This is a genomic window from Trichormus sp. NMC-1 (assembly GCF_001858025.1).
Lineage (GTDB): Bacteria > Cyanobacteriota > Cyanobacteriia > Cyanobacteriales > Nostocaceae > Anabaena.
On record NZ_LZQD01000006.1, the window covers coordinates 53,057 to 76,992 of the forward strand.

Consider the following 23,936-nt stretch of genomic DNA (forward strand, 5'->3'; position numbering starts at 1 on the left):
GATCAATAGCAGCAGGAATTCTAAATACCCAGCCTTTGATAAACTTGGTCTAAATGTCTGAGATGCTGCTGTGGATCAAAACAGGTTTCTATTTCTGCTGATGACAAATTTTGAGTAACACGGGTATCTTTGCTAATCAAATCCCGGAAATTACCTTCTGGTTGATTCCAAGCTGTGTGTGCATTTTGTTGAACGATCGCATAAGCTTCTTCGCGGTTGAGTCCTTTGTCGATCAAAGTCAGTAAAACTCTTTGGCTGAAAACTACGCCACCATAGCAGTTGAGATTCCGTTCCATATTCTGGGGATAAACCAGCAGATTTGTCACCAAGTCTGTGATTTCATGCAGCATGAAGTGAGTTAAAATGCAAGCATCTGGTAAAACTACCCGTTCTACAGAACTGTGAGAAATATCTCGTTCGTGCCATAAAGCCACGTTTTCTAAAGCTGCACCTGCATGACTTCTGACTAATCGCGCCATCCCGGTAAGCCGTTCAGAACGAATGGGGTTGCGTTTGTGGGGCATAGCACTGGAGCCTTTTTGGCCTTTGGCGAAGAATTCCTCAACTTCCAAAACGTCGGTTTTTTGGAGATTGCGAATTTCTACAGCAAAGCGTTCAATGGATGCAGCAACAAGGGCTAATTGCTGTACATAATCAGCATGGATATCGCGGGAAATTACTTGTGTAGAGGCGGTATCAGGTTTGAGTCCGAGTTTTTGACAAGCGATCGCTTCTACACGAGGTTCGATATTAGCATAAGTTCCCACTGCACCAGAGATTTTACCTACAGCTATGGTTTTGCGGAGAATTTGCAAACGTTCTTGGTGTCGCAACACTTCTGCCAACCATCCAGCTAACTTAAAACCAAAAGTCATTGGTTCAGCGTGAATACCATGCGATCGCCCAATCATCACAGTATAACGGTGTTCTCTGGCCTTGTGGCGAATTGCCTGGATTAAATCTTCTAGGCGTAGCAACAGCACATCCAAACTCGCAACCAATTGCAGCGCCAAAGCCGTATCCAACACATCCGAACTTGTTAAACCGAGGTGAATATAGCGTCCTGCATCACCTACATATTCATTGACATTTGTCAAGAAAGCGATCATATCATGGCGAACTTCAGCCTCAATTTCTAGCACCCGCTGAGGGTCAAAATTCGCCTTAGACTTAATTTCTGCAACTGCTTCTGATGGAATGTAACCCAATTCTGCCTGTGCTTCGCAAACAGCAATTTCTACTTGCAGCCAGGTTTGTAGCTTATAGTTTTCATTCCACAGATTGCCCATTTCCGGCAAAGTATAACGCTCAATCACATTCGGGCATCTAATACAACCGTCATATTTTACATTTTAATTAGGGTTTCTAATCTTTAAATACTTTTTGGTATCAGCGATACCCTGGGTTATTGTTTTCCTTGGGGTTTATGGATACAGCGTTCTTTGTAGGAATGATGCGATTACCATATTTTCTGGCATAAACTTGGGTGAACTCAGCACCAAAAAAGAGAATTTGGGCGGCATAGTATACCCAAGCGAGAATTACCATCAATGAACCAGCTGCACCGTAGGTAGAAGCAAAACTGCTGTTACCGAGGTAATGTCCTAATAAAAACTTGCCCAGGGAAAATAAAATTGATGTGATCACCGCACCAATTAACACATCACTCCAACCAATTTTGACATCAGGTAAAACTTTGAAAATTAACCCAAACAGCACTGTAGTAATGCTAAAAGACAAGATAAAATTGATAATCTGCCAGATTATATCCACTCCCGGTAGCACATTAGTAAAGTATGTAGTTATCGCTGATAATGCTGCACTAATTACTAGGGAAACTAGTAGTAAAAATCCAATTCCTACCACCATTGCAAAGGACAAAAAGCGCTGGCGAATAATATTAAACATATTCCGTCCAGGTTTGGGTTTTACTTCCCAAATTGTATTTAAGGAATCCTGTAACTCAGCAAATAAACCAGTTGCACCCAATAGCAAGGCTAAAATACTAATAATAGAAGCGATATTTCCCTCCTCTGGTTTACTGGCATTTTTAATCGCTAGTTCTATAAATTCTGCCCCCTCTTTGCCGACTAAACCTTGAATTTGCTGGACAATTTCACCCCTGGCTGCCTCCTCACCAAAGAGAGTTCCAGTAATGGCAATAACGATAATTAGTAAGGGTGCAAGTGAAAAAATGGTGTAATAAGCCAATGAGGCCGCTAACCGCGAGGCTTTATCTTCACTCCATTCTGTAAAAGTTTCCTGCAACAGCTTCCCAATTGACCGGAAGTTTATTTTCATAAGTCTTCTTATCAGAAAATAGTTTTTCTCCTGACACATTTGATACTAATTTCCTAGATAGCCGCATCTTCCTAAGGGTGTTTGTCCAACTTCCTTGAGGTAGAATTATGTGAAAAATAAATAACTATAAGAATTACGCATTGACAAAGTTGATCAAATATGAATTGTGGATTTTATCTCTTCTATGGTGTGGTTCGGCAAGCTCACCAACCACGTCAGACCCGATAATTTGCCCACAATAAGTAATATCTACAGTATTTACACAGATTTTTAAGTAATTGCCAATTTAAATTAAGTAAATTTCCTTAGACAAAATATTCTAGGTCATTTTGGCTGATTTTAGCTTTAATCCTTAACTTTTAGTTAAAGGCTGAGTGCTAAGATTTATGGCATCCGCTTATTAGAGACTAAATCGATTCTGCTATACTCCTGACTCCTGACTCCTGACTCCTGAATTCTGCTGTATGTTTCACCCAAACCCTAGTATTTCCTGCGGCAATCTTGAGAATGCGATCGCTTGATTTAATCAATAACCGCACATTCTGCAAAGAACCTCAGATGAAGTGCGTTGCAAGAAGGTTTGATACGTCGTTTTTTGATACGAGCTTAAGCAATAATGCGGATGTTAGTAAGCGTCAATATTACCTGAATATTAAGGATTGCAAAAATGCTGGCTATGCATAGCATGAGAAATGCTGATGAGTTGAACCTAAAACTAGAGTCAACCTTGCAGGAACTACCAGTTTGGACTGTTCAAATCGAGCTAGATCATCTAGGAAACGAATTGACTGAACTTTTTGAAGAAGAGCCGTTACTTCCAGGAATTATCTTGACTAAAAATCGGCAATGTGTAGGCATGATTTCGCGGCGACTATTTTTTGAGCAAATGAGCCGTCCTTATGGTTTAGGGCTGTTTGCTGGACGGCCTGTTGATTATCTATATAATTTTTTGCAGCCAGAAATATGTATTTTACCTGAAGAGATATCAATTGTGGAAGCGACTCAGATAGCTTTAGGGCGATCGCAAAAACTTGTCTATGAGCCGATTTTAATTACAGATTCATCTTGCCAGCATGGATTACTTGATTTCCATCAATTGCTTTTAGCTTATTCTCACATCAATGTTTTAACTGTAACTCGATTACAAAAGGAAAAAGAACGAGCCAGAGTCGCGCGGGCAGATTTTCGGGATCTCCAACACAATTATTCTCGATTGCTACAGAATGAAAAAATGATTGCTTTGGGACAGCTTGTGGCTGGGATTGCACATGAAATCAACAATCCCATGAATTTTATTTATGGCAATCTCAACTATGCAACTGAATACGTCAAAGACTTACTATATCTACTGGAATGTTATCAACAGGAGCAACCTCATTGTGATGTAATATCACAAGCAAAACTTGAGGGAATTGAAATCGACTTTATTATAGAAGATTTGCCAAAATTATTATCTTCTATGAAAGTAGGTGCTACCCGAATCAACGAAATTGTCTTATCGCTACGTAATTTTTCTCGACTAGATCAGGCAGAACTTAAATTAGTTGATATTCATGAAGGCATAGAAAATACATTAATTATTCTCAGACATAACCTAAAAGCTAAACCTGATCGTCCCGAAATTAAGGTGATTAAAGAGTATGGAAATCTCCCCTTAGTGGAGTGTTATGCAGGGCAACTTAATCAGGTATTTATGAATATCATTGCCAATGCTATTGATGCGCTTTCAGAAAGTTACAAATTATCAGTTTCTAGTGATGATATAACTGCCAAAATTCACAAAGATATCACAATACATATTCGTACTGAATTAACTGATGATAATCAAGTAATGATTAGTATCGCGGATAATGGATTAGGAATACCGGATAATATCCAAAAGCGCTTGTTCGACCCCTTCTTTACTACTAAACCTGTAGGTCAAGGAACCGGCTTAGGATTATCAATCAGCTATCAAATTGTAGTTGAAAAACATGGTGGACAACTTATCTGTGTATCTACTCCGGGACAAGGTGCTGAATTTATAATTAAAATCCCCATTGTTTCAGATCGTTTAAAACAGAAAGAAGCTGATTAAAATAATTCGTAATTCGTAATTCGTAATTCGTAATTCGTAATTCGTAATTCGTAATAGTGCCTCCGGTTTCGTAAGAGATATAAACTCTTATGTAGAACCCATCTGTAGCTTACTTAGAGCAGGTAAAATAACCTAAGTATAGACGTATGTTCTGTAGGGTGAAGTATTCAACCCTTTCATTTTCTACTTATAGAATTTTATAGGTTAAATAGGGATAATTGAATAACCTTAATTCGGCAATCTTCTCCAGCATTTATAATAATTATGCCAATCAGTTGGGTTTACCTCATCATAGCAATTATTTTTGAAGTCTTCGGCACAACTTGCATGAAATTGTCTGAAGAATTCACTAAAATAGTTCCTTCAATTTTCATCTTTGTCTTTTATGGACTTTGTTTGATTTTTTTGACCCTTTCTCTCAGAAAACTGGAAGTTAGTATCGTTTATGCTGTTTGGTCTGGTTTGGGTACTATCGTCATTACTAGTATTGGTATTGTCTGGTTTCGTGAGTCTTTCACACTCGTAAAACTCATATCTATACTTTTAATACTTGTCGGGGTGATTGGTTTAAATTTAGGTGACTATTTGCAGAATTACAAGAATTAATCTTCATTCAAAAGTCAGGGTTTAGCAATGCTGAACCCTATAGCTATAGCGATCCTAAATAAGTCATGAACACATATTGTATAGTGGATGTTGGGTTACGAAGCAGTTTGATGATTTATCTGTGAGCTAGGACTTACGCAAGATGTGACTGAAAACCTTATTCGTGTGTAGCGGTAATTCATGAATTACCGCTACTTTGGCTCTGTTTTGCGTAAGTCCTATGAGCGTTATAAGTTAATTACCGCGTTTAACCCAACCTACAAGATGTTCACAACTTCTGCAAGTATTGCTATGAGTGAATTTTGGAAAAATATTCTTAAAATCCATGTTCATATTCAACAGATTTATTTTTGAGAATCAAATAAGTAGATTATTTGATAATATAGTATTATGTTGCATGATTGACTACTAAGTGTTAGGTAGGTTTAGATTGCCAGAGGATCGTTATCTTATCGACGAATGTTGATAGTTGAACGAAGGCTTTAAGCAATTCACCATTTTTTATCCCTTATTTTCAGGAACAACGCAGCCATGAAAAATATCATTGCCCAGACAATCAAAGAAGAATTACACAAAGCTTTAGGCCAATTAGATAGATTTGAATCATGTGCATTGCTTAACTATCCAGATCACCTCAATTTAGGAGATCATTTGATTTGGTTGGGGACGGTGATTTACCTAACTGATATCATGAAAACCAAAATTAACTACGCTTCTAGCATTGCAGATTTTTCACCAGCAGAAATGGAAGAAAAAATTGGTAAATCTCCCATATTTCTGCACGGAGGAGGTAATTTAGGAGACCTTTGGCCTACTCATCAAAAGTTTCGAGAGCAAATTATTGCTAAATATCAAGATCGCCCAATTATTATTCTCCCACAAAGTATTTTGTTTAGCAATTTAGATAATCTTAAAAAAACCGCAGATGTATTTAATTCCCATCCTAATTTAACTATATTTGTCCGTGATGATCGTAGCTATAAAATTGCCGAAGAATCTTTTGATAAATGCCGAGTTATTAAATCACCTGATATGGCTTTCCAGTTATTAAATTTACCAGGTGTATCTACTAACCGTCAGCCAAAACAATCAATTCTCTTTCTCTGTAGAACAGACAAAGAATTAAATCAGGGATTTTCGGTAGATAATGTCAAAATTCCTAACTTAGTTGTACAAGATTGGGTTTCATGCGAATGGTTGCTAGGAGTTCGATACAGAGGTATAAAACGTTTTGTTACGCAAATGGTAAGAGAAGTTTGGCAACGCGGTTTGATGGCTCCAGTTGAGTGGATATATCGGCAGAAATGGCAATCTATTTATTCTAATACTGATAAATTTAATCAAATGTATAATCCTTCTATGCACAAACTTTTATGGAGTTTTATGTACAGTGGTATTTATCAATTTCAGCAACATCAACTCGTTATTACCAATCGTTTGCATGGACATATTCTTTGTATCCTGTTAGGTATTCCTCATGTTTTTCTACCTAATGCTTATTACAAGAATGAATCTTTTTATGAAGCATGGACAAAAGACATCCCATTTTGTAGATTTGTTAAAGATGCTACCCAGATTGAATCTGCGTTACAAGAACTATTAGAATTAAAATAATTCGTAATTCGTAATAAATATTCCCGCCTACCTACTAACTATCAGTGCCACCATTGAAAATCCTCAGCCAAGCCAGATGCACTTCTGTGGATAAAATTTTACTGGGTTTCTTAGAGGATGTCTATTAGTAATTGATCATCATTTTTTCCAATGATAAAAAGGACTGAGAGATAGACTTAAAAGCAATTCCATTTCTCCATTTATTACCACATCAGTTTTTAAAACATTTCTGTTTTTAATATAAAAACTAATTGCTTTTTGAAAATCATTAATCATGTATATAATACTCATCACTGGTCTTTGCCAAGGTTGATAATTGAGCATTCTAAAATAATATCGACATATCCCATTCTGGCGGAAAAACTTTCTTAAATACTCCTGTTCAAATCGTGATTTAGGAATAAAATGATCTAATTCCATTTCAGCATTAAACCACAATTTCCAGCCTTTTTGCCACAGATAATATAACATCTCTAAATCTTCATTTGTTTGGGGCAATAAGGGAATTGGTGGAATACTTTCTTGCCAGGCTTTTTTACGAATTACTATTCCCGCACCAGGGGGAAACATTCTTTTTTTAGTTGATGGATATTTTTCGTTGTAGCAATAATTTTTATTACCTTCTATAAGTGCAAAAAATCTAGCTATTCTTGCAAATCCTGGAGGAGGTTCGACTTCAAATTTTCCATGAATTTGTCCCCCATAAGCACCTGCCTCTGCATGAGTTTGACCGAATTTATACGCGGCTGCTACCCAGTTAGGATAGGGTAAATTATCATCATCTAAAAATCCAATTAAATCACTTTTTGCTTCTCGGATAGCACATCTTCGAGCAAAAGCGAGTCCTTGTTCTGCTTCAAAATAATATTTCAGAGAATAAGGTTCAGTCCAATTAGATAAATAGTCTTTTACTACCTCAGCAGTCTTATCAGTGCTATTATTATCAATAATCAAAATTTCCCAAACAAGTTTCTCTGTGCCAACTTGCGATCGCAATTTTTCTAAGACATCTAATACACGTTTTTCACCATTGTATGTACAGATAGCCACTGTAAAGTCTACCATAGAAGCTTTTCCCTATAAACTTTGTAAGTTAGTATCGGTGAATGCAATGCTGCGGTGAGCAAAGCTATAGCTAATGTCTAGAGTACTGTAAAAACTCAGTTCTATGCGTAATCGCTCTAATTGTATCGCCAAAAATGGGATTTGACAATCAATAATATACATCATCTGGCACAATACGCTCTTTGATTTTCTCTTGATCAAACTGGATAACTGTATCCAAAATTCTCTCTACATTACAGAAAATATTGTGCATTTTCGCAGTTGACAATAGTGAAATTATTACCAAAATTTACAATAAAATCGCAAAAACGCGACATTTGTCTAGTTAAGTCTTTTTTTACCCCAACCCTGGAAGTAATTTTTACACATATATTGTTAATATTGACACATTTTTCATCCTTGATTACATAAGCTATTATTGACCAAAGCTGTAAATACTATCTTGCTGCTATATGAAACTCAGCTTGTGTATGATTGTTAAAAACGAAGAAACTGCCTTGCCAAAGTGCCTGAGTAGTGTGAAAAATGTTGTCGATGAAATTGTAGTCTTAGATACAGGATCAACTGACAAAACGCCCCAAATTGCCCAACAGTTCGGGGCTAAGTTACATCATTTTGAATGGTGTAATAACTTCAGTAAGGCTCGCAATGAAGCTTTAAAATACGTCACAGGAGATTGGGTTTTAGTATTAGATGCTGATGAAAGCCTGACACCGGAAATTGTGCCGCATCTAAAAGCAGCAATTAATATAGAAGAATATCTATTAATTAATCTTGTGCGTCAAGAAGTTGGAGCAACACAATCACCTTATTCTCTGGTTTCTCGACTGTTTCGCAACCATCCAGATATATGTTTTGATCGCCCTTATCATGCGTTGGTTGATGATAGCATTACCGCTATTTTAGCTCAAGAACCCAATTGGCAAATTGGTTATTTACCAGGGGTAGCAATTCTCCACGCGGGATATCAAAAAGCTGTAATTAACCAACAAAACAAGTATACTAAAGCTGCCGCCGCAATGGAAGAATTTTTTGCAGCTAATCCTAATGATGCTTATGTTTGCAGTAAATTGGGAGCTTTGTATGTGGAAATGGGGAAAATTAAGGAGGGGATGGAGTTATTAACTAGAGGTTTAAAGCAGGTGCTTGGGAATCAAAATTCCGCAAACAAAAACCGCCCACGCGGATTTAAAGATTTTCAATCTAAGGGAGGTAGAAATATTATTCATGAAACCATTACAACCAATGAAACAAATTATGATATTTTGTATGAATTACATTATCACTTAGGAATTGCTAATACACATTTAAAAAATGTAAATCAGGCTCTTTCCCATTATCAAGCTGCTGTAAAATTGCCTATTTATCCTTTGTTGAAGTTAGGAGGATATAATAATCTGGGTAATTTGTTGAAAGCGGCTGGAGATTTACAAGGAGCAAAAAATGCTTATGAAACAGCTTTAAAGATTGACCCTGGTTTTGTTTTTGGTCATTACAATGTGGGTATGGTAAATAAAGCAATGGGTTTATTTGCTGAAGCTATTGATGCCTATAACCAAGCTATCCTGTTAAATCCTGACTATGCAGAAGCTTATCAAAATTTGGGAGTAGTGCTGTTAAAGGTGGGCGATGTTGAAACCAGTTTAGCAGCTTTTGAAAGTGCGATCGCTCTCCATGAGCTACAAAACCCCCAAGAAGCCCAACGTCTGCGTCAAGGTTTGCAAGAAATGGGATTAATTCGTAATTCGTAATAGTGCCTACGGCAGGCTACCGCCAACGTAATTCGTAATTCGTAATTTTCTCCCCCTATTCCCTATTCCCTATTCCCTATTCCCTATTCCCTATTCCCTATTCCCTATTCCCTATTCCCTATTCCCTATTCCCTATTCCCTATTCCCTATTCCCTATTCCCTATTCCCTATTCCCTATTCCCTATTCCCTATTCCCTATTCCCTATTCCCTATTCCCTATTCCCTATTCCCTATTCCCTATTCCCTATTCCCTATTCCCTATTCCCTATTCCCTATTCCCTATTCCCTATTCCCTATTCCCTATTCCCTATTCCCTATTCCCTATTCCCTATTCCCTATTCCCTATTCCCTATTCCCTATTCCCTATTCCCTATTCCCTATTCCCTATTCCCTATTCCCTATTCCCTATTCCCTATTCCCTATTCCCTATTCCCTATTCCCTATTCCCTATTCCCTATTCCCTATTCCCTATTCCCTATTCCCTATTCCCTATTCCCTATTCCCTATTCCCTATTCCCTATTCCCTATTCCCTATTCCCTATTCCCTATTCCCTATTCCCTATTCCCTATTCCCTATTCCCTATTCCCTATTCCCTATTCCCTATTCCCTATTCCCTATTCCCTATTCCCTATTCCCTATTCCCTATTCCCTATTCCCTATTCCTTATCTCCCTATTCCCTATTTTTTATCTCCCTAACTCACCAGATTAAGGAGGGTTGGGGAGATATAATTTGTCTGTCTCATCATTATGGAAAATGGATGAGATGATTGCTGTTAAATTCGAGAACGCACAAATTTCTCTAACCTATCCATTCCCTTTTCAATCGTCGCCATATCAGTAGCATAGGAAAGGCGAATGTTGTTATCAGCACCGAAAGCCACGCCTGGAATAACTGCAACTTGATGTGCTTCTAGTAAAGCGTTGCAAAATTCCAGAGACTTCAAGCCGGTTTTGCTGATATCAGGAAACAGATAAAAAGCACCATCTGGTTTAGGACAACTCAAACCGGGGATAGCGTTGAGTCTATCTAACATTACCTGACGACGTTTAGCGAAAGCTTGACGCATTTCTTCCACACAGTCTTGGGAACTTTCCAAAGCCGCGATCGCACCATATTGAGCAAAAGTACACACATTTGATGTACTATGCCCTTGAATGGTACTAGCAGCTTTAATAATTTCCACAGGCCCTGCTAAATAACCAAGTCGCCACCCAGTCATCGAGTAACCTTTAGCAAAACCGTTACTAATCAAGGTGCGCTCAAAAATTTCCTTACCTAGAGAACCGATGCTGATATGTTCTGCACCGTCATAGAGGATTTTTTCATAAATTTCATCAGAAACAACATAGATATCTGCATCAACTACTACTTTCGCCAAAGCTTTAATTTCCTCTGGCGTGTACACCATCCCTGTGGGGTTAGATGGAGAGTTGAGGACAAATAACTTAGTTTTTGGGGTAATTGCCTTTTGCAATTGTTCCGGGGTAATTTTATAGCCAGTAGAAGCGTCAGTTTGCACAATTACTGGTTTACCAGCTGCTAAAATCACCATTTCTGGATAACTTAGCCAGTAGGGTGCAGGAATAATGACCTCATCACCCGGATCAATTAGCGCCATCATCAAATTGTACAAAGAATGCTTACCACCATTAGTGACAATCACATTCTCTGACTTATAATCAAGACCGTTATCTGTTTTCAGCTTTTGGGCGATCGCTTCCCTTAACTTTGGTTCTCCAGCGGCTGCACCATACTTGGTTTTGCCTTCATCCAAAGCTTTTACTGCTGCGGCTTTGATATGCGCCGGGGTGTCAAAATCCGGTTCTCCGGCGCTAAAACTACAAACATCTATACCCTCTGCTTTCATGGCCTTAGCTTTAGCTGCGATCGCTAAGGTTATAGAGGGTGTCACCTGACTTACTCTTGCTGCCAGCTTCATTCTACTTTATTCGGCGAATCTCTATCCTATCTAAGGATATCTCAGAACCTCAGTCGAGATTTGCCTTTTCCAAAAACCTTAACTCAAATCAAGATTTTCAACCTCAGCGTACCTCAGCGCTAACCTCAGCGTTCCTCTGCGTTAAAAAAAGGATACTCCCTTCCCACTCAAGATTTGCCTTTTCCAAAAACCTTAACTCAAATCAAAATTTTCAACCTCAGCGTCCCTCAGCGTTAAAAAAAGCGATAGCGCCAAGCACCATCGCTCTTCCTACTAACTAAACTGATTAACCACAGCACTTACCAAACTGTGAGTAATCGGTAAACTATCAACCACCATCGCTAAACACAAAAGCATCATGTAGGAAATCGAATAAAGGAATAACTCTCTAGCTACAGTTCGATCCTCTGGATTTTGCAACAAGCGCCAAGCCTTGTGAACAAATATTCCCCCCAATGTCAATGCTACAAACACATAGACAAAACCACTAGCGTGTAAAGGATAAAACAGCAGTACAGTTGCTGTCACGGTAATCACCGTATAGTACCAAATCTGACGTACCGTGGCTTTATCACCAGCTACTACCGGTAACATGGGTATTCCCACTTTGGCATAATCATCACGAATCATCAAAGCCAAAGCCCAGAAATGAGGGGGAGTCCACAAAAACACAATGGCAAAAATTAGCCAAGCTGCCCAGCTTAAAGTATCCGTCACAGCCGCCCAACCAACTAGGGCTGGAATCGCCCCCGCCGCACCACCAATGACAATATTTTGAGTGCTGTGACGTTTTAGCCAGTGGGTATAAACTAAAACGTAAAATACAATCCCAGAAAATGCTAAAAGTGCGGCTAATAAATTGGCAAATACTGTGAGTAGGGTAAAAGAAGCAACAGCCAGAGCGATCGCAAAAATCAAGGCATCACGGGGCTGCACCCTACCAGAAGGCATAGGACGATGGCGCGTCCGCTCCATATCATAATCTATATCTCGGTCATAGATACAGTTAATAGTCTGAGCGCTGGCAGCAGCCAAAGTACCACCCATCAGGGTTACTAGCAATAGGAAAGGGTCAACTTGTCCCTTTGCAGCAATCCACATACTCCCAGCAGTGGTAATTAACAGCAACGGAATAATGCGTGGCTTAGTTAGCTGGTAGTAACTTTGAATTACTTGTAAAAATGTATCGTGGTGGCGAGAGACATTAGTCTCAATCATGTTAGCTCTACTTCCTTTCTCAGTTATCAGTTTTCAGGTATCAGTTTTCAGGTATCAGTTATCAGTTATCAATTTCATCCCTTGGGTATAAATCTCCCTATAAGACTGTTGGGAGGCTTTCGTGGCGCTTTTTATCCCTCACATAATTACTGATAACCGCTTACTGTTTACTGAGTAATGATTCCATTTGTTCTGTCACGTAGCCCTAAAACTGTAAACACCACTAAAGTACCCAGCAAAGTAGCACCTACAGCTTGGTGAGTAACGGTTAGCGGCTCAACTTGTAGATGTAAGCGAAAAGTGGCGACTCCCAACAGCAGTTGTAAAATCAATAAGCTTCCAGCCATATTTGCTAATCGGCGCAAAGCAGGGTGTAAAGCTGGAGTGCGCCATGAGATAAATACGATTGCCAAAGTAGCTACTGTTGGCGGGATTAAGCCAAAAATATGGCTGTACATAACTCCGCAAAGTTGAGAATCACCAAAGCATTGGTGTAGCGCCCAGCGAGAACCTACCACCGCACCTAGTAAACTTTGTAGGTACACCAAAACAGAAGCTGCTAAACCCACCCAAGGCAGCTTTCCAACAGTTCCAGTCCCCTGATATGGGCTAAGTGCCGTACCGATGACTAAGAGAGTAGTGAAAAACAATAGCGCCGTTCCCAAATGGGCGGTAACGATATCAAATCGCAACAATTCGGTGACAGTGAGTCCACCCAAAACGCCTTGGAAGACGATTAAGAACAGGGCGAATGTTGAAGCCCAAGGTAGCCAGTTGGGTAAAACACGACGATGCCACCAGGATAAACCAGCAAGTGCGATCGCGCTAAAACCAATCAAAGCTGCGTCCAATCTGTGAAACCACTCCAAGAACACCTGGAGATTCATTTGCTTGGCTGGCACCAATTCCCCATAGCACAAAGGCCAATCAGGGCAAGCAAGCCCAGCATTCATGACGCGGGTGGCACTGCCTATGGCCATCAAAATCAAGGTGGCTATGCAAATTTTCCACACCAAGCGACGAATTACTTCCTTGGGGCTATTGTGTTGGGCTGCCGCTTCATTTTGTTGTTGTAGGACAAATTCGTTCATCAACGATACCTTCCGCCCGCTTGAGGTAGATATTCTTAAAATTATCTATTTGATCAGAAAAGACCTATCTACACCCTAACCTATGAGCTAGAGTTTCAAAATTGGCTTTCACTTATACTTTGAATCACTTCAGGTACTTTTAGCTGTAAGATTTAGGTATTTTTTAAGATATTAATAAGTGATGAGTGGCAATTAATTAAAATTTCCTAAAGTTTTCCTTAAATTTCGCTAGTAATTGTCTTTTTTTTTGGGGTCATATCATATAAATCGGTTTTACTCAAGATTGATCAACCAATCAAAAAAATTAATAAAGATTTCAGATATTGAGAGTCCATATCCTATAGGCTGCACTACCTTAGTAAGTGAGTGACTTTGAGATAACGTCGTAAATTCCATTAAGTAAGCCGTGAAAATTCCAAGTTCCATCTGGACATTACTAATTGGCATTGTGCTAACCCTAGCCAGCCTTTGGTACGGTCAAAATCACGGTCTGTTACCTACAGCCGCATCTGATGAAGCCGTCTTAGTAGATGGTCTATTCAACACGATGATGATCGTTTCTACAGGTATATTTTTAATAGTCGAAAGTGTTTTAATTTACGCTGCATTTAAATACCGTCGGCGTGCTGGCGACAATGAAGATGGTCCACCCATTGAGGGTAATGTGCCTTTAGAAATACTCTGGACGGCGATCCCAGCAATTATTGTCCTGGGGATTTCTATCTATAGTTTTGAAGTGTACAACGATCTCGGCGGATTTGATCCCCATTCCGTCCATGAAGCGCCGATGACTCAGGAAGCAATGACAAGTCCAGGAACTGCAATTGCTGCTACTTTAAGTAATGCACCACAGACAGAACAATCTCAAACAGCATTGTCCGAAACCCCCATTGCGGAAATGGACAATGGTCATCAAATGTCTCAAATGCAGTATGAAGGTGAAGCACCCTACATCCAAGTTAACATTGCGGGTCTTCAGTACGCCTGGATTTTTACTTACCCAGAGACTGGTGTAACTACAGGGGAAATGCACCTTCCCATCGGGCGGCAAGTGCGAATCAATATGACCGCCAATGATGTGATTCATGCTTTCTGGGTTCCTGAGTTCCGCCTCAAACAAGATGCTATCCCCGGTAGACAAAGCGAGTTTCGCTTTACACCCAGAAAATCAGGTGACTATACTCTCATCTGTGCTGAACTTTGCGGACCATATCACGGTGCCATGCGATCGCCCATAGTTGTTGAATCAGAGGAAGCATTTAACAACTGGATGCAAGAGCAACTTGTAGCTAGTAAAGAAACCTTGAATCAAGCCGTGGCCATGAAGCCAGCGGATTTATCCCCAGATCAATTTCTCGCTCCTTACACCAAAGACATGGGAATTCACTCAGAAATTCTCCATCAAGTTCACCATTAATCAATGGTTAGATAGTCGCAGATCACGGCTAATAACTAATGACTAATGACTAATAACTAATTGACCATGACACAAGCACAGTTGCAAGAAACTGCCAAAATCCCTGATGTTGAAGAATTAGGGGAAAGACATTGGCGAGACTTTTTTGGTTTTAGTACCGACCATAAGGTAATTGGCATTCAATACCTAGTCACTTCCTTTGTTTTTTACTGCATTGGCGGTGTGATGGCTGACTTAGTGCGGACAGAACTCCGTACCCCAGAGGTAGATTTTGTCACTCCAGAAGTCTATAACAGTCTGTTTACACTCCACGCCACGATCATGATTTTCCTGTGGATTGTACCAGCAGGGGCGGGTTTTGCTAACTATCTCATACCCCTGATGATTGGGGCTAGGGATATGGCTTTTCCACGCTTAAATGCGGTGGCTTTTTGGATGATTCCCCCAGCGGGTGTGTTACTTATCGCCAGTTTGGCGGTGGGTGATGCACCTGATGCCGGTTGGACTTCCTACCCTCCTTTAAGCTTGGTAACAGGTCAAGTGGGTGAAGCGATTTGGATTGTCAGCGTCCTGCTGTTGGGTACATCTTCGATTTTGGGGGCGATTAACTTTCTCGTCACCATCCTCAAAATGCGTGTTCCTAGCATGGGAATCCATCAAATGCCCTTGTTTTGCTGGTCGATGTTAGCAACTTCGGCGCTGGTATTGATATCTACACCAGTTCTAGCGGGGGCGCTAATTCTGCTTTCCTTTGACTTATTAGCAGGAACAACATTTTTTAACCCGACTGGTGGTGGTGATCCTGTGGTTTACCAGCATATGTTCTGGTTTTACTCTCACCCAGCGGTTTACATTATGATTTTGCCGTTTTTTGGGGCAATTTCAGAAATTCTGCCAGTTCATGCCCGTAAGCCGATTTTTGGTTATAAAGCGATCGCTTATTCATCTCTAGCTATCAGCTTTTTGGGGTTAATCGTCTGGGCGCACCATATGTTTACCAGCGGTATCCCTGGTTGGTTGCGGATGTTCTTTATGATCACGACCATGATCATCGCTGTTCCCACGGGCATCAAAATTTTCGGTTGGTTAGCAACTATCTGGGGTGGCAAAATCAGCCTCAATAGTCCCATGATTTTTGCGATGGGTTTCTTGGGAACCTTTGTGATTGGTGGTATTAGTGGTGTGATGTTGGCATCAGTTCCCTTTGATATTCACGTTCACGATACCTATTTTGTCGTCGCCCACTTGCACTACGTTCTCTTTGGTGGTAGCGTACTCGGAATTTTTGCAGCGATTTACCATTGGTTCCCGAAAATGACGGGACGAATGATGAACGAATTTTGGGGTAAGGTTCACGCGGTTTTGACCATTGTTGGTCTCAATATGACTTTTTTACCCATGCACAAGTTAGGGATGATGGGTATGAATCGCCGCGTTGCCCAATATGACCCTAAATTCACTTCTTTGAATGAAATCTGTACTTACGGGTCTTATATCTTAGCGATTTCGACTTTACCATTTATTATCAATGCGATTTGGAGTTGGTTGTACGGACCAAAAGCTGGTAATAATCCTTGGAGAGGACTCACCCTAGAGTGGATGACAACTTCACCACCAGCGATTGAGAATTTTGAAAAACTACCGGTTTTGACTACAGGACCCTACGATTACGGCGTGAAAGAGAAAAAAGTTGATGTCAATCAAGTATTAAGCGCCAAACCTGACGAACCATATCCAACTATTGAGTCTGGCGTGTAATTGAGGAGGAAGGGAATAGGGAATAGGGAATAGGGAATAGACAAGATGCAATAGAAGAAATTTTTCCCCATCGCCCCAGTCACCAATTACCAATTACCAATTACCAATTACCAATTACCAATTTAAAAATTCATGCAAAGTCAGATAGTTGACCCAGCGAAAATTGAACAAAATCATCACCACGCAACCGCAGATTCTCATCACGAAGCACATCCAGATCATCGCTTGTTTGGTCTAGTTATATTTCTGATTGCGGAAGGGATGATTTTTATGGGAATGTTCGGAGCTTATTTAGCTTTCCGCGCTACCCTACCTGTATGGCCTCCCGCCGGTACACCAGAGTTAGAACTGCTGTTACCTAGTGTGAATACAGTAATTTTGATTGCCAGCAGTTTTGTTATGCACAATGCTGATACTGCAATCAAAAAAAATGATGGCAAGGGAATGCGTACCTGGTTGGCAATTACGGCGGCTATGGGTGCAATTTTCTTGGTGGGGCAGGTTTATGAATATACCCATCTGGAATTTGGTTTAACTACCAATTTGTTTGCTAGTACGTTTTATGTTTTAACTGGCTTTCACGGTTTACACGTGACTGTAGGAGTTTTAGCAATTTTGGCAGTTTTGTGGCGATCGCGCACTCCCGGTCATTACAGCAATGAAAAGCACTTCGGTATTGAAGCCGCTGAACTGTACTGGCACTTTGTAGACGTAATTTGGATTATTTTGTTCGGATTACTGTATCTACTGTAAGTATTAATTATTTAGTTGTTCACTCCACGCGAATAACTTATCAACCTCCATTTGGGGGTTTTTTTATTGCCATTAAAATTGAGGTTTAATAAAAGCATCCCATACAGTTTTCAATTGGTTGGCATCTAATTCAGAAATTAGTCCTATTTTCGCTATTAATAAACTCTTTTCTAAGCAATCCAGCCTAGATAAACGTACAGTTGAGGGAACACGCAGACCTGCCATTGACCAATCGTTTAAAAATACATCTGTTTGTGTACGTGGTTGTGCTGAAGTAACTACAGCGACTACAACATCATCACCATCTAACCAAAGTACAAGGATGGGGCGTTTTTTAGAACTTGCACCACTTGTAAAGGGAATATCAGCTACCCAGAATTCACCCGGTTGTATAGTCGTCATAGAGTCCTTCATCTTCTGGGGTGTAGCCTTTTAAAAATGCGTCATGACTGCGGGTAACTGGAGAAGAATTTGGTTTTGGTTGGATAGTAATTATCCAATTGCCTGCTCCTATATTGTTCGTTAAAGATTCCGGTAGAGTCAATTTTTCCCCTGGTTTAATTTCAATTTCATAAGTTATATTAACTACTTGAGTTTTCATGGTTTTTGGGAGAATTTGAGTTAATACGTGCGCTAATCTATCTTAACTTTATTGTAATCCAATCAATTATAGAAACCGCCACAGTGCTGAGGAAATCAACTATAGCAGGAGTCAGGAGTCAGGAGTCAGGAGTAAAACCCTCTTTTAGTGGGAGTTTCATTATCAATTGATGTCCTAACTACCCTGTCCACGGCTATAATAAAAATTTATTTACTTAAGTAGGTAGGCGAAAATAAACCAAACTATTTTTGAAATTGGCCAACCTTTAATTACTTACGTTATTCTATTTAGTCAAGTATATAAAAGTTCAGCCACATTTGCGGAAATATGTTGATTAATTTTGAATTTATATAGTATAAAAACATTAGAGATTGAGTTGATTATGTCTTTGCCACAGTATAAAAAAGGCGGATATCTAGCCGCAGCTATAGGTAGTTTAATAGGTGCTGTCCTACTGATGTATCCAGGTTATTTTTTAGGTGTGGGTTATGTGAAAATATTTATGCCCGGTGTCACTCCAGATGGATTTATACCCCCTTTTCTCAATTTTATTTTTGGCTGGTGGGTTGGACAAGTATTGGGATGTTGGCTGTCCTTGAGGTTGCTACACTACTGGAGGGCAGCAAGAACAGCTAGATTATTAGCAATGATGACTCCTGTTGGCATTTTCTTTTGGATGCTATTTCACATCTTCTTGACCAACTGGATGGGGCGTAATTGGAATCAATTAGATTTAGTAGCACAGTTAATGCATATAATTATGCCAATAACTGTCTGTTTTACCGTCATTATCTTAGCTTGTTATGCCAGGTTTTTAGCACAACAAAATACTTTTGAGATGTAGTAATATTACTGAGTCTGCCAAATATTAATTTTTTGATCAAATCCACCACTGGCCAGCATTTTTCCATCGGGACTAAAAGCGATATCTTCGATAGGCTGCGCCAACGCACTCACCCAGTCACTATGACCATCAAGTGTATGTTTTAATTCACCTGTAGTTAAATCCCATAATTTTATTCCATCTTTGCCGGCGCTGGCTAGGGTTTGTCCATCGGGATTGATAGCAATGGCATTCACCCAATTATTATGTCCTGTCAGGGTTTGGATTTGCACACCGTTATTAACATCCCAAATTTTAATAGTTTTATCCCGGCTAGAAGTAACTAACCTTTCGCCGTTGGGGGTAAAAGCGACAGCAGTAACTATCTGAGAATGTGCTTTTAACTGCTGGATTAATTTACCATTACTCAAATTCCACAATTTTACAATACCCTTACTATCACCACTAGCTAAAGTCTGCCCATCAGGACTAATGGCCAAGGTATAAATTGCATTATCAAAGCTGACTAAGGTAGACAGTGGGCGCTGTTGGCGTAAATCCCACAAGCGAATTCCGTCTAAACCACCGCTAACAAGAACTTTACTATCAGAAGAAGCTACTAAAGATAAAAGTTGGCCAGTATGTTCTCCAAAAGAGCGGCTAAATTTCAGACTTTTGAGATTCCAAAGGTTAATTTTGTAGTCACTACCACAACTGACAAGGGTTTGACCATCTGGTGTAATCAAAACAGCATTGACAGATGCTTGATGCGCTCTGTTAATCGTACCGACTTTTTTGCCATTTTTCAGATTCCAGAAGTAAATTATACCCTCGTTTTCTCCGCCACCACTTACTAGAAGTTTACTATTAGGACTAAAAGCTAGAGATTTAACAGTTCCCGTATGTCCGCGTAAGGTATGAAGGAGTTGGGGATGAGCAAAGCTTTTTCTCTCTGGGGAGTTCGGTATTACTTCATTAGCCGCCTGAGCAGAATGTATATAAAAATCCTGTCCCATAGAAGTTGCTAAGGCGACAGCTGCCATAAATGCCAAAATCATCTGAGGGCGAATCACAGCATTTCCATAGCTTCTTCCCTGACTCTTCACCGATTTTCCTCACTTTTTCAATGGAATAAACACTCAGCCCTTAACAATCAATATTCTTTCCTGGGTGGTTTTTTCTTAGAAACCGTCAGTACTGGTAAAGGTGGACTAGAGGACTGAGACGGTAAATAATGTTGCACTACAGGCTCCTCTGGTAAAGGGGGACGCTGTTGTCTCAGCCATACCTTCAAGACCAGGGCTATTCCTGCTGTTCCCAAGCCAAAAGCAAATAACGACCAGCTATCATCCAAGCCACCAATCAGCGCGTCCACGACACCTATTGTCGTTAAGGCAGTGACTATCGGTTCTTTTCGGTAGGCTGACTTCAAAAAACGAGGTAGTACAGCGTTCATCACAACTTGCTTGTTTCCCGTTAAATTTTTACTTAAGTTTTCTCTACAATACCGCGATCGCAATTTGGCTTTCTCATCTTCGTCCCTAATGATATAGCCGTGGACAGGGTGCTTAGGACATCAATTGATAATGAAACTCCCACTACAAGAGGTTTTTACTCCTGACTCCTGTACAGGCGTATTGCAATACGCCCCTTCTGAGTACGGGCGTATTGCAATACGCCCCTTCTGACTCCTGCTATAACTATTCAACTAGACAAAATATAACCAGCTGGAAGTTCCAACTGGTTAGGACTCTTCTAATTACTAGTTTACAACTGCAAATTTAGGACTTACTCAAGATGTAACTGAAAACCTGATTCTTGCGTAGTGGTAATTCATGAATTACCGCTACTTTCGTTCAGTTTTGCGTAAGTCATAAAATTCTTTACTTGCGGCTGGAACTACTTTAAACCGAGCCAAGATAGTACACCTTGATTGGTAAGATATTCAATCAGCATCATCAAGATGAAGCCAATCATCGCTGCTCGACCATTCAAACGCTCGGCATATTCATTAAAGCCAAATTTGGGTTCTTCTAATTTAGGGGTAACTGTGGGTTGTGCCATTGTCAAAAATTCCTCTCTTCTGGACAGCAAACGAAATTTTACAGTTATTTTTCAGCTAATTGCAGTGCTTGGTTGCCAAGGTAGCTTGAGAATTTCCACAGCAACGGCTTGGAGATAGCGATGCAAATGCTTACTTTACAATTTGTAATTATTCTTTATCTATTGTAAGAAGACTTGGGGATTAGTCAAGATATTGTAAAAAACAACTGATGAGCTTGTGTGAGGTAATTTTATAGGACTTACGCACTGTACAAATCAATCATGATATGCGTTCACCAAAATACCTTATTTCAGACTGCAACTAATTCTATTTTTACCGATAAATGTGGTTTTCACAGCCACACATATTTTATACTTTTTGTCAATGCGTAACTCCTATTTTACTAATTTTACTAATTTTACTAATTTTTAATTTTTATTTTTGAATTTTGAATTACTGAATACGGAAGTAGCGAGATAGATACTGGCAGGCTAAAGTGAAACAAAAAAATATCAGAGGCTGTAAATGGAAATCGGCGTTCCCAAGGAAACTAAAGATCAAGAGTTTCGTGTCGGGTTAAGTCCTTCTAGTGTGCGGGTACTACGGGAAAATGGACATGATGTTTTTGTTCAGTCCGAAGCTGGTACTGGTGCTGGATTTACAGATGAAGACTATAGTATCGCTGGAGCGGAAATTGTCTCTACCCAGGATGCAGTTTGGAATCGAGAGCTAGTTGTTAAGGTTAAAGAACCTCTGGTAAGTGAGTATAAATTTCTGCAAAAAGGACAATTATTATTTACTTATTTGCATTTGGCAGCAGATCGCAAATTAACAGAACATTTAATTGATTGTGGCATTTGTGCGATCGCTTACGAAACTGTAGAACAACCTGGTGCGAATAAACTGCCTCTGCTTACCCCCATGAGTATCATTGCTGGTCGGTTAGCAGTACAATTTGGGGCTAGGTTCCTAGAACGTCAGCAAGGTGGCAAGGGTGTACTGTTGGGGGGTGTCCCTGGTGTCAAACCAGGCAAAGTGGTGATTTTAGGCGGTGGCGTGGTCGGCACAGAAGCAGCTAGAATTGCTGTGGGTATGGGTGCGGCTGTGCAGATTCTCGATGTCAGCGTTGAACGCCTATCTTATTTAGAAACTCTTTTTGGTTCGAGAGTTGAATTACTTTACAGCAACTCTGCTCATATTGAAGCCGCAGTTAAAGAAGCCGATTTACTCATTGGTGCAGTTTTAGTTTTGGGACGGAAAGCGCCAACTTTAGTATCCCGCGAATTAGTTAAACAAATGCATTCCGGTTCGGTAATTGTGGATGTTGCTGTTGACCAAGGTGGATGTGTAGAAACATTACACCCCACATCCCACACCAATCCAGTATATATTGATGAGGGAGTGGTACATTATGGTGTTCCTAATATGCCAGGGGCAGTACCTTGGACAGCAACCCAAGCACTCAACAACAGTACTTTACCTTATGTTGTACAGTTGGCTAATTTGGGAATTAAGGCTTTGGATGTGAATCCTGCTTTGGCTAAGGGTTTGAATGTGCAGAATGGTCGTTTGGTACATCCGGCTGTACAAGAGGTTTTCCCTGATTTGGTAAGTTAAGAATCGGCTTTTTAGCGCGGATGGGTGGGTGTAAAATTTAGATGTTGCAAAAAAATAGCTGTATCTCTTGATGGGCTTGGCTTTGCGGCTATTAATGTTGATGAACCATCCGCGCACCATACAGTGACTGGGTTTCAGCGTTTTTTGTTCTTGACACAATTTCTGGAATGGACTATGATGATCCTATTCGCGCAATCGAACCTTGAAAACTAAATACAGCAGGGCTTTCAGCCTCCCGCTATTGCAATTTTCATTACTCCCTATTAGGGATTGAAACGCCCATCTTGCAACTGTGCAAAACGACAGATAAATCCACTGATTGCAATTTTCATTACTCCCTATTAGGGATTGAAACGTGCCATTGCTGCCCATTGAACTCTTGCAACTATGTTGACATTGCAATTTTCATTACTCCCTATTAGGGATTGAAACATAGCGAAGCCTTCCTCCCCATTCCTGACGTATTATTGCAATTTTCATTACTCCCTATTAGGGATTGAAACACAAATAATTATCGCCCCTCAAATTGTAGATTTAAATTGCAATTTTCATTACTCCCTATTAGGGATTGAAACTCTAGGTAATACGAGTGTTTTGATATATCTGCATTGCAATTTTCATTACTCCCTATTAGGGATTGAAACACTTAAAACTACGTAAGTTATTGATTAACTAATCATTGCAATTTTCATTACTCCCTATTAGGGATTGAAACTATTTGGTCTAGCAAATACATCACTCATAATTATTAATTCCATTGCAATTTTCATTACTCCCTATTAGGGATTGAAACAATGGATCTATAAGATGTGCATTTATCTCAGATGAATTTAAATTGCAATTTTCATTACTCCCTATTAGGGATTGAAACGTTAGGTTCATTACACATAATTTCTAATACAATGTCAATTGCAATTTTCATTACTCCCTATTAGGGATTGAAACTAAATAGTGAAGGTGTTGTACCAGACGATCAGATTGCAATTTCTCTTACTCCCTATTAGGGATTGAAACTAGAACTGAGTTATGAAGAAATGATGGAACAAATTATTGCAATTTCTCTTACTCCCTATTAGGGATTGAAACATATAAACTACTAGATTCTGGATATCCGAACGTGTTAATATTGCAATTTCTCTTACTCCCTATTAGGGATTGAAACATTAAAAACTTGGCAATTTCTAGCTTGTAAATTGCAATTTCTCTTACTCCCTATTAGGGATTGAAACAGCGTGGGGCTGGCTAAAGTAATATTATT

21 protein-coding genes and 1 CRISPR repeat array (1 of these 22 cut by a window edge) are annotated in these 23,936 nt (G+C 39.7%); of the genes, 9 read left to right on the top strand and 12 right to left on the bottom strand.

Going from position 1 to position 23,936, the window contains the following annotated elements:
• Window positions 1–20: 20 nt before the first annotated feature.
• From purB to A9Y75_RS30225, 3 genes are all read right to left on the bottom strand, one after another.
• Window positions 21–1,316 carry an adenylosuccinate lyase gene (purB, locus tag A9Y75_RS18515; RefSeq protein WP_071191025.1) on the bottom strand — a complete coding sequence of 432 codons (1,296 nt, stop codon included), beginning with the start codon at window positions 1,314–1,316 and terminating at the stop codon, window positions 21–23.
• Window positions 1,317–1,389: 73 nt separating this feature from the next.
• Window positions 1,390–2,295, bottom strand: coding sequence for a YihY/virulence factor BrkB family protein (locus A9Y75_RS18520; protein WP_071191226.1), 906 nt, complete (start codon window positions 2,293–2,295; stop codon window positions 1,390–1,392).
• 413 nt (window positions 2,296–2,708) lie between these two features.
• Entirely contained in the window at window positions 2,709–2,840 is a 132-nt protein-coding gene (locus A9Y75_RS30225) for a hypothetical protein (RefSeq protein ID WP_269086313.1), read from the bottom strand.
• A 128-nt stretch (window positions 2,841–2,968) separates the two neighbouring features.
• On the opposite strand from A9Y75_RS30225, the gene A9Y75_RS18525 reads away from it, so the two are divergent.
• From A9Y75_RS18525 to A9Y75_RS18535, 3 genes are all read left to right on the top strand, one after another.
• Window positions 2,969–4,378 (top strand): ATP-binding protein, encoded by a 1,410-nt coding sequence (locus A9Y75_RS18525; RefSeq protein WP_083389662.1) that lies wholly within the window; start codon window positions 2,969–2,971, stop codon window positions 4,376–4,378.
• Between the two features lie 264 nt (window positions 4,379–4,642).
• Entirely contained in the window at window positions 4,643–4,984 is a 342-nt protein-coding gene (locus A9Y75_RS18530; protein WP_083389663.1) for a multidrug efflux SMR transporter, read from the top strand.
• A 531-nt stretch (window positions 4,985–5,515) separates the two neighbouring features.
• Window positions 5,516–6,598 carry a polysaccharide pyruvyl transferase family protein gene (locus A9Y75_RS18535; protein ID WP_071191026.1) on the top strand — a complete coding sequence of 361 codons (1,083 nt, stop codon included), beginning with the start codon at window positions 5,516–5,518 and terminating at the stop codon, window positions 6,596–6,598.
• Window positions 6,599–6,736: 138 nt separating this feature from the next.
• On the opposite strand, the gene hpsE is transcribed toward A9Y75_RS18535, so the two are convergent.
• Window positions 6,737–7,663 carry a hormogonium polysaccharide biosynthesis glycosyltransferase HpsE gene (gene hpsE / locus A9Y75_RS18540; protein WP_071191027.1) on the bottom strand — a complete coding sequence of 309 codons (927 nt, stop codon included), beginning with the start codon at window positions 7,661–7,663 and terminating at the stop codon, window positions 6,737–6,739.
• Between the two features lie 470 nt (window positions 7,664–8,133).
• Between hpsE and A9Y75_RS18545 the strand changes: the two genes are divergently transcribed.
• Complete coding sequence (locus A9Y75_RS18545; RefSeq protein ID WP_071191028.1) at window positions 8,134–9,414, top strand: tetratricopeptide repeat protein; 1,281 nt, start codon at window positions 8,134–8,136, stop codon at window positions 9,412–9,414.
• A 775-nt stretch (window positions 9,415–10,189) separates the two neighbouring features.
• Here A9Y75_RS18545 and A9Y75_RS18550 read toward each other — a convergent pair.
• The 3 genes from A9Y75_RS18550 to A9Y75_RS18560 all read right to left on the bottom strand — a co-directional run bounded on the left by A9Y75_RS18550 (window position 10,190) and on the right by A9Y75_RS18560 (window position 13,665).
• Window positions 10,190–11,356, bottom strand: a complete 1,167-nt coding sequence (locus A9Y75_RS18550) for a pyridoxal phosphate-dependent aminotransferase (RefSeq protein WP_071191029.1) — start codon at window positions 11,354–11,356, stop codon at window positions 10,190–10,192.
• A gap of 273 nt (window positions 11,357–11,629) precedes the next feature.
• The gene (locus A9Y75_RS18555; RefSeq protein ID WP_071191030.1) at window positions 11,630–12,574 is read right to left on the bottom strand and encodes a heme o synthase; all 945 of its coding nucleotides are present in this window, start codon (window positions 12,572–12,574) and stop codon (window positions 11,630–11,632) included.
• 167 nt (window positions 12,575–12,741) lie between these two features.
• Window positions 12,742–13,665: a heme A synthase gene (locus tag A9Y75_RS18560; RefSeq protein ID WP_071191031.1), complete on the bottom strand. Its 924-nt coding sequence runs from the start codon at window positions 13,663–13,665 to the stop codon at window positions 12,742–12,744.
• 406 nt (window positions 13,666–14,071) lie between these two features.
• Between A9Y75_RS18560 and A9Y75_RS18565 the strand changes: the two genes are divergently transcribed.
• The 3 genes from A9Y75_RS18565 to A9Y75_RS18575 all read left to right on the top strand — a co-directional run bounded on the left by A9Y75_RS18565 (window position 14,072) and on the right by A9Y75_RS18575 (window position 17,593).
• On the top strand, window positions 14,072–15,082 hold the full coding sequence (locus tag A9Y75_RS18565) for a cytochrome c oxidase subunit II (protein WP_071191032.1): 1,011 nt from the start codon (window positions 14,072–14,074) through the stop codon (window positions 15,080–15,082).
• A gap of 66 nt (window positions 15,083–15,148) precedes the next feature.
• Entirely contained in the window at window positions 15,149–16,840 is a 1,692-nt protein-coding gene (gene ctaD, locus A9Y75_RS18570) for a cytochrome c oxidase subunit I (protein ID WP_071191033.1), read from the top strand.
• Between the two features lie 132 nt (window positions 16,841–16,972).
• A complete protein-coding gene (locus tag A9Y75_RS18575) occupies window positions 16,973–17,593 on the top strand; it encodes a heme-copper oxidase subunit III (RefSeq protein ID WP_071191034.1) in 621 nt (206 codons plus the stop codon).
• A gap of 72 nt (window positions 17,594–17,665) precedes the next feature.
• Here A9Y75_RS18575 and A9Y75_RS18580 read toward each other — a convergent pair whose 3' ends face one another.
• On the bottom strand, window positions 17,666–17,995 hold the full coding sequence (locus A9Y75_RS18580) for a type II toxin-antitoxin system PemK/MazF family toxin (RefSeq protein WP_071191035.1): 330 nt from the start codon (window positions 17,993–17,995) through the stop codon (window positions 17,666–17,668).
• Window positions 17,973–18,194: a hypothetical protein gene (locus tag A9Y75_RS18585; protein WP_071191036.1), complete on the bottom strand. Its 222-nt coding sequence runs from the start codon at window positions 18,192–18,194 to the stop codon at window positions 17,973–17,975. The genes A9Y75_RS18580 and A9Y75_RS18585 overlap by 23 nt, the downstream gene beginning before the upstream one ends.
• A gap of 382 nt (window positions 18,195–18,576) precedes the next feature.
• On the opposite strand from A9Y75_RS18585, the gene A9Y75_RS18590 reads away from it, so the two are divergent.
• Window positions 18,577–19,038 (top strand): hypothetical protein, encoded by a 462-nt coding sequence (locus A9Y75_RS18590; protein ID WP_071191037.1) that lies wholly within the window; start codon window positions 18,577–18,579, stop codon window positions 19,036–19,038.
• Window positions 19,039–19,043: 5 nt separating this feature from the next.
• On the opposite strand, the gene A9Y75_RS18595 is transcribed toward A9Y75_RS18590, so the two are convergent.
• From A9Y75_RS18595 to A9Y75_RS28695, 3 genes are all read right to left on the bottom strand, one after another.
• Window positions 19,044–20,123 (bottom strand): WD40 repeat domain-containing protein, encoded by a 1,080-nt coding sequence (locus A9Y75_RS18595; protein WP_071191038.1) that lies wholly within the window; start codon window positions 20,121–20,123, stop codon window positions 19,044–19,046.
• Between the two features lie 47 nt (window positions 20,124–20,170).
• Entirely contained in the window at window positions 20,171–20,473 is a 303-nt protein-coding gene (locus A9Y75_RS18600) for a hypothetical protein (RefSeq protein WP_071191039.1), read from the bottom strand.
• Window positions 20,474–20,916: 443 nt separating this feature from the next.
• Entirely contained in the window at window positions 20,917–21,081 is a 165-nt protein-coding gene (locus tag A9Y75_RS28695) for a hypothetical protein (protein ID WP_177176231.1), read from the bottom strand.
• A 505-nt stretch (window positions 21,082–21,586) separates the two neighbouring features.
• On the opposite strand from A9Y75_RS28695, the gene ald reads away from it, so the two are divergent.
• A complete protein-coding gene (gene ald / locus A9Y75_RS18610) occupies window positions 21,587–22,678 on the top strand; it encodes an alanine dehydrogenase (RefSeq protein ID WP_071191041.1) in 1,092 nt (363 codons plus the stop codon).
• A 240-nt stretch (window positions 22,679–22,918) separates the two neighbouring features.
• Window positions 22,919–23,936: a CRISPR direct-repeat array (repeat unit 24 nt; unit sequence TTACTCCCTATTAGGGATTGAAAC) (it continues 1,764 nt past the right edge of the window).